The sequence below is a fragment of the Rhizobium mulingense genome, assembly GCF_029194105.1.
In the GTDB taxonomy this organism is placed as follows: Bacteria; Pseudomonadota; Alphaproteobacteria; order Rhizobiales; family Rhizobiaceae; genus Rhizobium; species Rhizobium mulingense.
The window spans coordinates 1-6074 of sequence record NZ_JARFVE010000038.1 but is presented as its reverse complement, the minus strand read 5'-3'; the positions used below and the strand labels follow the sequence as shown (position 1 = coordinate 6074).

The 6074-nt window shown below is 55.5% G+C and carries 4 protein-coding genes; 1 reads left to right on the top strand and 3 read right to left on the bottom strand.

The genetic code is table 11. The annotated features are described in order from the left end of the window. The coding region (locus tag PYR71_RS30415) for an integrase core domain-containing protein (protein ID WP_141504967.1) at positions 1 to 161 on the top strand (161 nt) is incomplete at its 5' end. 370 nt (positions 162 to 531) lie between these two features. Here the strand turns inward: PYR71_RS30415 and PYR71_RS30410 are convergent. The 3 genes from PYR71_RS30410 to PYR71_RS30400 all read right to left on the bottom strand — a co-directional run bounded on the left by PYR71_RS30410 (position 532) and on the right by PYR71_RS30400 (position 5455). After that, positions 532 to 1017 carry a NifX-associated nitrogen fixation protein gene (locus PYR71_RS30410; RefSeq protein ID WP_004677039.1) on the bottom strand — a complete coding sequence of 162 codons (486 nt, stop codon included), beginning with the start codon at positions 1015 to 1017 and terminating at the stop codon, positions 532 to 534. A 1678-nt stretch (positions 1018 to 2695) separates the two neighbouring features. Further along, entirely contained in the window at positions 2696 to 3808 is a 1113-nt protein-coding gene (gene nolL, locus PYR71_RS30405; protein WP_309506638.1) for a nodulation factor fucose acetyltransferase NolL, read from the bottom strand. Positions 3809 to 4681: 873 nt separating this feature from the next. After that, positions 4682 to 5455, bottom strand: coding sequence for an aquaporin (locus PYR71_RS30400; RefSeq protein WP_097545515.1), 774 nt, complete (start codon positions 5453 to 5455; stop codon positions 4682 to 4684). Positions 5456 to 6074 lie beyond the last annotated feature (619 nt).

Genomic DNA, 6074 nt, shown 5'->3' with positions numbered 1-6074 from the left:
AATGCCTGAACCAGCATTGGTTCCTGACCCTTGCGGATGCCCGCGAAAAGATGGAGGATTGGCGTAGATACTACAATGAGGAAAGACCTCATGGTGCGATCGGCAACAAGGTGCCGATCTCGTTGGTGAATTCGGGAGGCGCAACCAGCCCGCCTCCCTGAATGAAGCCGGAAAACTCTAGCATCCGGTGGTCCAACGTTTGGGAGCGGTTCAGAAATTCTCAGTGGCAGGTCAGACGCCGGATGAAAATTCGGTGACAGGTCATTTGAAGGCCAACCACCTACCTTCCTGCCGAACACTGGCAGACCAGAAAACAAGGGGCGCAGCCAATACACGTCGCTTGATCAGTGCTTGTGAGATACGCCGGAGCCAAAGAGGAGCCGTAGTGAGTAGTGAACGCACTGTCATGCAGGTTCCTCCATGTCGCCCCCCCCCCCCCGCGCCAAGAACGCTAGGGCACACCCCCGGATTGCTTGATTGCTGGGCAGATTAGCGAAGAATTCCGCCCTATATGAGCCGTTTCAACCGCACTTAAACGCGCGCTACATCTGAATAGGTCTTAATTGTTGTTAAGCCATTATCGACCAGGCCAGTTCCCGCCTCGGCGAGCTTTTGGAGGTTGTCGAAGCCAAATCGATGTACGTCGCGGAGCGTCTTCGAGAGTACTACGAGCCGCCCCGCCGTGAGTAATATCCGACCGAATCCCTCATGGTTCACAGTCAACACCGGTGACGCCATCAGTCCGGACTGCTCCTCTATAGCAAGTGCTACGGCGGCATAGAAGATCTCAAGCCGCCACTGCACCTCTAGGTCAGGTCCCCCGATGAGAGGAATCGCCCTACGCTGCTGCCTCGTCACGATGAAATCACAGAGCAAATCGGTGTCCGATTTCTCTTGCCACAATTCAAAGGTGTCTTGAGCACGCATCAGACGCAAGAGGCACTTAATGAAAGGCGTGGCGAGAGCATCTTTCTCATCTAATCGAGCATTGTTGGGGACAGGGGTGACGTTTGACATCAGTTAAAATCCTCCTGAGTGTTGGATGCGGTTTGACTAAGGGCCACACCCGCTTCCGGTAACACCATCCCTTAAAATGGTGCGGCAGATGGGACCTGTGGCGACGCAACTTGGCCCGGACGAATGACATGGCCCCTCGAAACGGGGCGGCCGCAACAACAACGGCAAGCGGCGGGCAACGCTGGCGGGCTTGACGAAAAGCGCTTCACAAGCGAGATTCCCGTCGCGATAGTCCAGTGGCGGTAGGTTTCGCCGCGAACTCCACCCTCAACCAACCTATTCGCCGCCAGGTGTAAAACCGTGTCTCGGGCTTTCGAATTGAGGATCAGGCGGGGGGTGGAATCAGCTTTTCGAGGTCGACAAGGACAGTGAGAGTATCTTGAGAGGCCGTGTACTTGCCGATACCCCCTTTTCCGTGCGAACTGATGCAGACCTGCCATGTATTTTCCCTTCAAGGTTCAAATCGACTTCGACCGGACGCCACACGTTCCACCAGGCGATTGCCCGCCGCGTAGTTCTGGGAGTTCAAGACTCATGCCAGTCTCCTCCGCTGAGGTTCGGAACACGGCATCTGTATTGTTTCCAGCTTCTTAGCTAGCCCATGAAGAATTGATCGAGGACAACGTTGTCGTGAACCGGACAAGACGCGGTGGGGATCGAAGAAATGGCATCCCGGTGCAGCGGCGGAAGCCTATTCTCCGGCCACGTCAGCAACAAATGACACCCGCCGAAGCCGCTCCGCTCTCAATTCGCGGATTGGGCGCAATGTCCGGCCGCTTGCCGAGGTGCAGCCGGTCGATCTTCTTTGCTTGGCGATCACAGCGCCTCCCAGTGATGGACTCCGAGACCCGCATGCATCACTGGCTGGAGCTCCCTTCCTCGACAGTTAGCGCCGTCATTTGGGGGAATGCCGCGGGCAAATGGAATGCGGCATAGGCCCCCGCGACGCCGGCGACAGCTCAACAACGCTCTGAATTTCCACAGTGAACGGCTGTTAGACGTAGCCGGCAAAGGGGAAGCTCACGAAGATCAGATGGCCCTTCAGGGCCGGGTCCTGGTCCGATGCCCACCGGATCGACCGGCCGCAAGGTTTTAGGACCGTTTCAACAACCAGCCCCTGGGCGCCTCGGCGGCGTGTATCTTAAGTTGCCGGCGTGCGTCGGCCGCGTTCACTCTCTATCCGCACCAGAACACGGCACCCGGGGGATCATGCTGCCGGCACGACCTAGCTGGCCGGTACCGTCGGCGCCGGCAAGAGGATGACTGTGGCAGCGGCCGTCATGGAGCAGTGCTGCCTCGGTGTGACCGCTGAGGCGATACTCGCTGTTTCCGGTCATTGCTTAGCACAGGCCGGAAAAGCGTTTCTGGTACCTTAGCGAACGCTCGCGATTTTAGCAGGGACAACGGGACCTGGCGGCAAGCGGACCCCAAACAAGTGCGAAGCAAACCGAATCTTTGGCAACCTCAAAGAGGGTGGAGTCGATACCCTGGGGGTCAAGCGCCCGCGTCGTCGCGGAGCATTGGGCGCGAGGGGTTTGCGGATTCTCGATACGTGATTGGCACATCAGTCGGACCTCAGCCGATCTTCGTGCAAAAGGATCCTTTAAAAATGGGCCCCTTAACGCGTGCCTTGGCATGCTTGCTTGCTGACGAAGTTTAGGTTGAGAATTGAACACCGCTAGTTATTCGCAGGATTGCTCGGCAAACGAACGAGGCGGGGTGGCGTTCCAAGCATGAGCTGGGACAGATAGGGAATGTCGCGCACGCTCCAGCGAACTGCTAGTGCTACGGCAATGATCATCGTCCCGAGAATTCCCGCCGCGCCAGACCTCATTGTGGGAGCCCATTGTTCTCCGTATTGTATCAAATCCATGAGACGGAATACCGTAGCCTGCACCAGGTACAACACGAGCGTGCTCTGCCCCACTTCCACGGCGATAAAGCGAACCACCCGGTTCGAGCGTCCAATTTTCCAGGATTGAAGCAGAATCTCGATCATCACTGCAGAGGCCACTGTCGAGCCAAAAAACATCAGAAGGATATCTTTTGCCGACTGCAGATCCTGGATTAAGGCGAGATTGTTGTAGACATAGGTGTCCTCGCGCCACGCCATGAAGCACAAGCTAGCCGCGATAGAGGCGGACATCATCAGGAGTGGCTTATGATACCGCATTATGCTCGTCCACCAATCTCTCGACTGCGCAAATGAAAATCCCATGCAGAAAAAGGGATAGGTGTACTTTATGAGAGGGAATATAGAAAACGTCACGGGGGCAACTGCGACCAGTATGGATGAGACAAGCAAAGAGCGTGCCGACCCGGAGTTGAAGATCGAAATAAGTTTGACCAAAAGAAAAGAAGCAAACGCAGCCCAGATGAACCAGTATGTGCCGACGAAATCGTGCATGAATTGCAACAGGTTGCCAGGTGCGTCCGGCGGCCGGGGAAACATGAGCAATTTGACTGCCTCCAAAAGGGTGCACCAGAACAGCGTCGGCACCAGGAGCTGCAGCGCGCGATCACCGATGGCTTGCCTGAACGATTTGCCTAGTAGCCCTGATCTAGAGAGATATCCGCTTATCGCCATAAAGAGAGGCATGTGAAACATGTAGATCGATTTGAAGCATGCCGAATCCCAGAAGCCATCACCCTCGTAAAAGATATATTGTATCAGGTGACCGAAAATCACCAAGACAATGAGTATTCCTTTGGCGAAGTCTAAAGCTAGATCGCGATCGTCGGCCTCTGGCGCCTCAGGCACTGTCTTTCCACCTACAATTCTTGCTCGCATTCTCAACATCTCACGATGCCTACGGGAGCCTTTGAAAGCGGCATTTTCCAACCTCTCGTTCATCATGCAGGCTAATCCAGCTTCCGATCAGCGCTCCGACTTCGGCATGCTGAACGACGGCCAACGGTCATACAATTTGCCTGGGTTCCAAGTTCACAGGGCGACCGTGGCGACTTAGGCCCAGTAGCCGTTTTCGGCGTGTCCATTGGCTGTTTTTCGCCGCAACGTACGCCCCGCCTAAACTCGCTGCCGCGCAACTGCTTGGGCTGCCACGTCGTCGAAATCTTCTAACGGACATTTGCGCGTATGCAAGTAGCGCTGCTTGACTCTGCACTCGGCTATTGTTGCGATTGCATATGATTCTCCATGCCAAACTTGCGCGACACCGTATCAAAAGAACATATTGCCGATTCAATGGCTCCTAGCCGCTGTGGGTATCGTCTATCACCTACCGGCGCTTGGGTGTGGATCGGCACCCCAGCGCAACCCCCCAGACGCTGGAGATTTGCTCCATTAGATCCGCCGCCCAACGTGTCCTATATGGCAGCCTCACCATTGTAAAATTCATGCTCCTAATGACACGCATCTGCGGTATGGATGAGTATCGCGGACCCTTGACAACCTTGAGCGGAAGGTCGGTGAGTATCGCGATACACGAGGCTTTGGCCGCGATCGCCGCCGTTTTGGATCGCCGCCAATGATAGCTGGACGTTGGGCTGCCATTGTCGATCCGTATGCGACGTTTGTCGATACGTCAGAGACGACCGTGGTCCCAATCCGTAGGAAGATCGCAGTAAGCGTCAAGATATGCGGGATGCAACGGCGAGTGTCTGGGGATGCGCTCCCCTGTCAAGGTCGAGACCCCCTCCTCGATCAGTGGCTTTCCCTTTTTGGGATACCTCTCCTTCGGTGGCGAAGGAATGAAACCGGGCTGGATATGTCGCTGGTCATTTCGCGCGATTCAAATTGGCGCAGACTTTGCGGCTCGCTTGACGCGACGATCCCCCTGAGCTGAAGAAGGCCGGCCGCAATAGCGCCGAGCATTGGCGCACATATATAAAGCCAGAGTTGAGAGAGTGCCGCCCCTCCTGCGAAAAGTGCTGGGCCGATCGATCGTGCTGGATTCACAGAAGAACCCGAAACGGTGATACCGCCAAGGTGGATCGCAACTAAGGCAAGTCCAATCGCCAATCGTGCAACAGCGCCGCGTCCAGCCGTGCATTTGAGGAATACAGTTACGAACAGGAACGTGGCGATAAACTCGAATAGGAACGCAGCTCTCCATCCGTAGACTACCCAGCCGGTTTGGGCGAAACCTTCTAGGGTGATATCGTAACCGCCGACCTTGTTCATAGCGATAAGGTAGAGCGTGCCTGCCGCCGCGATAGCTCCTGCACATTGGGCGGAGACATACGCGAGAAAGTCCCACACTCTCAATCGGCGCGACACGAGGAAACCCAGGCTGACCGCCGGATTGAGATGCGCGCCCGAGACTGGGCCAATCGTGTAGGCCATTGCAACCACGGTCGTCCCGAAGGCTAAAGCGACACCCAACAGGCCCACCTCTTGACGCATATAAAGCAATGTGCCGCAGCCGAGGAAGACAAGTGTGAAGGTCCCGAAGAATTCGCAAACATACTTTTTCATTTTTCACTCCATTGATTTGACCCCACGTACTTTTCGGTGTCATCCTCGTGCCGCCAAGCGTTCCGCATGCACCGAACCAATCATCGTGTCAGGTCCCGAAAACCTCCGTAGTTGACTTCAATTGCGTCCTTGTCCGACGAGATCGGCATCAGAGCCTATGGTCAACCAGCGTCACCGATCACCAGCAAACGTCGTACCAAATGAAATATGTTGCGCATCACAGCGATCGCTCTGATGACGTTCGGTCTTATGTTCGAAAGTGCCGTGAACAGGATAGGCAGGCGAACCGTACCGAGACGTATGGACCCGAGCTGGGCTACGAACAAATCGCCAAGCAGCCCATCCTCAAATTATCGAAACAACGACCCTCTTCATGGCTCCAAGCGGAAGGTGGTGCAAAGCAGGAACCAGGACAAGGGTTGATAAGACCGCCAGGGACGTTCACGAGAAGTCGAGTAACGCCCCTTAGCCACGAACAGGCACATGATCCTTGGCGCGATTTGAAGTCCACGTGAATTCCCTTGTCCCCAGCGCAACCGTCGACATTTCTCGCAAATGTCGGGCATCCGCCACTTTTGTCAGGTTTGTCGTGATTGGAACGTTTTGTTCGCCGGTCTCT

What these genes read in the sequence shown, in the direction of transcription:
- PYR71_RS30400 (WP_097545515.1), bottom strand. Translation starts at nt 5,455, where the DNA reads ATGAAAAAGTATGTTTGCGAATTCTTCGGGACCTTCACACTTGTCTTC.
- PYR71_RS30410 (WP_004677039.1), bottom strand. Translation starts at nt 1,017, where the DNA reads ATGTCAAACGTCACCCCTGTCCCCAACAATGCTCGATTAGATGAGAAA.
- nolL (WP_309506638.1), bottom strand. Translation starts at nt 3,808, where the DNA reads ATGCGAGCAAGAATTGTAGGTGGAAAGACAGTGCCTGAGGCGCCAGAG.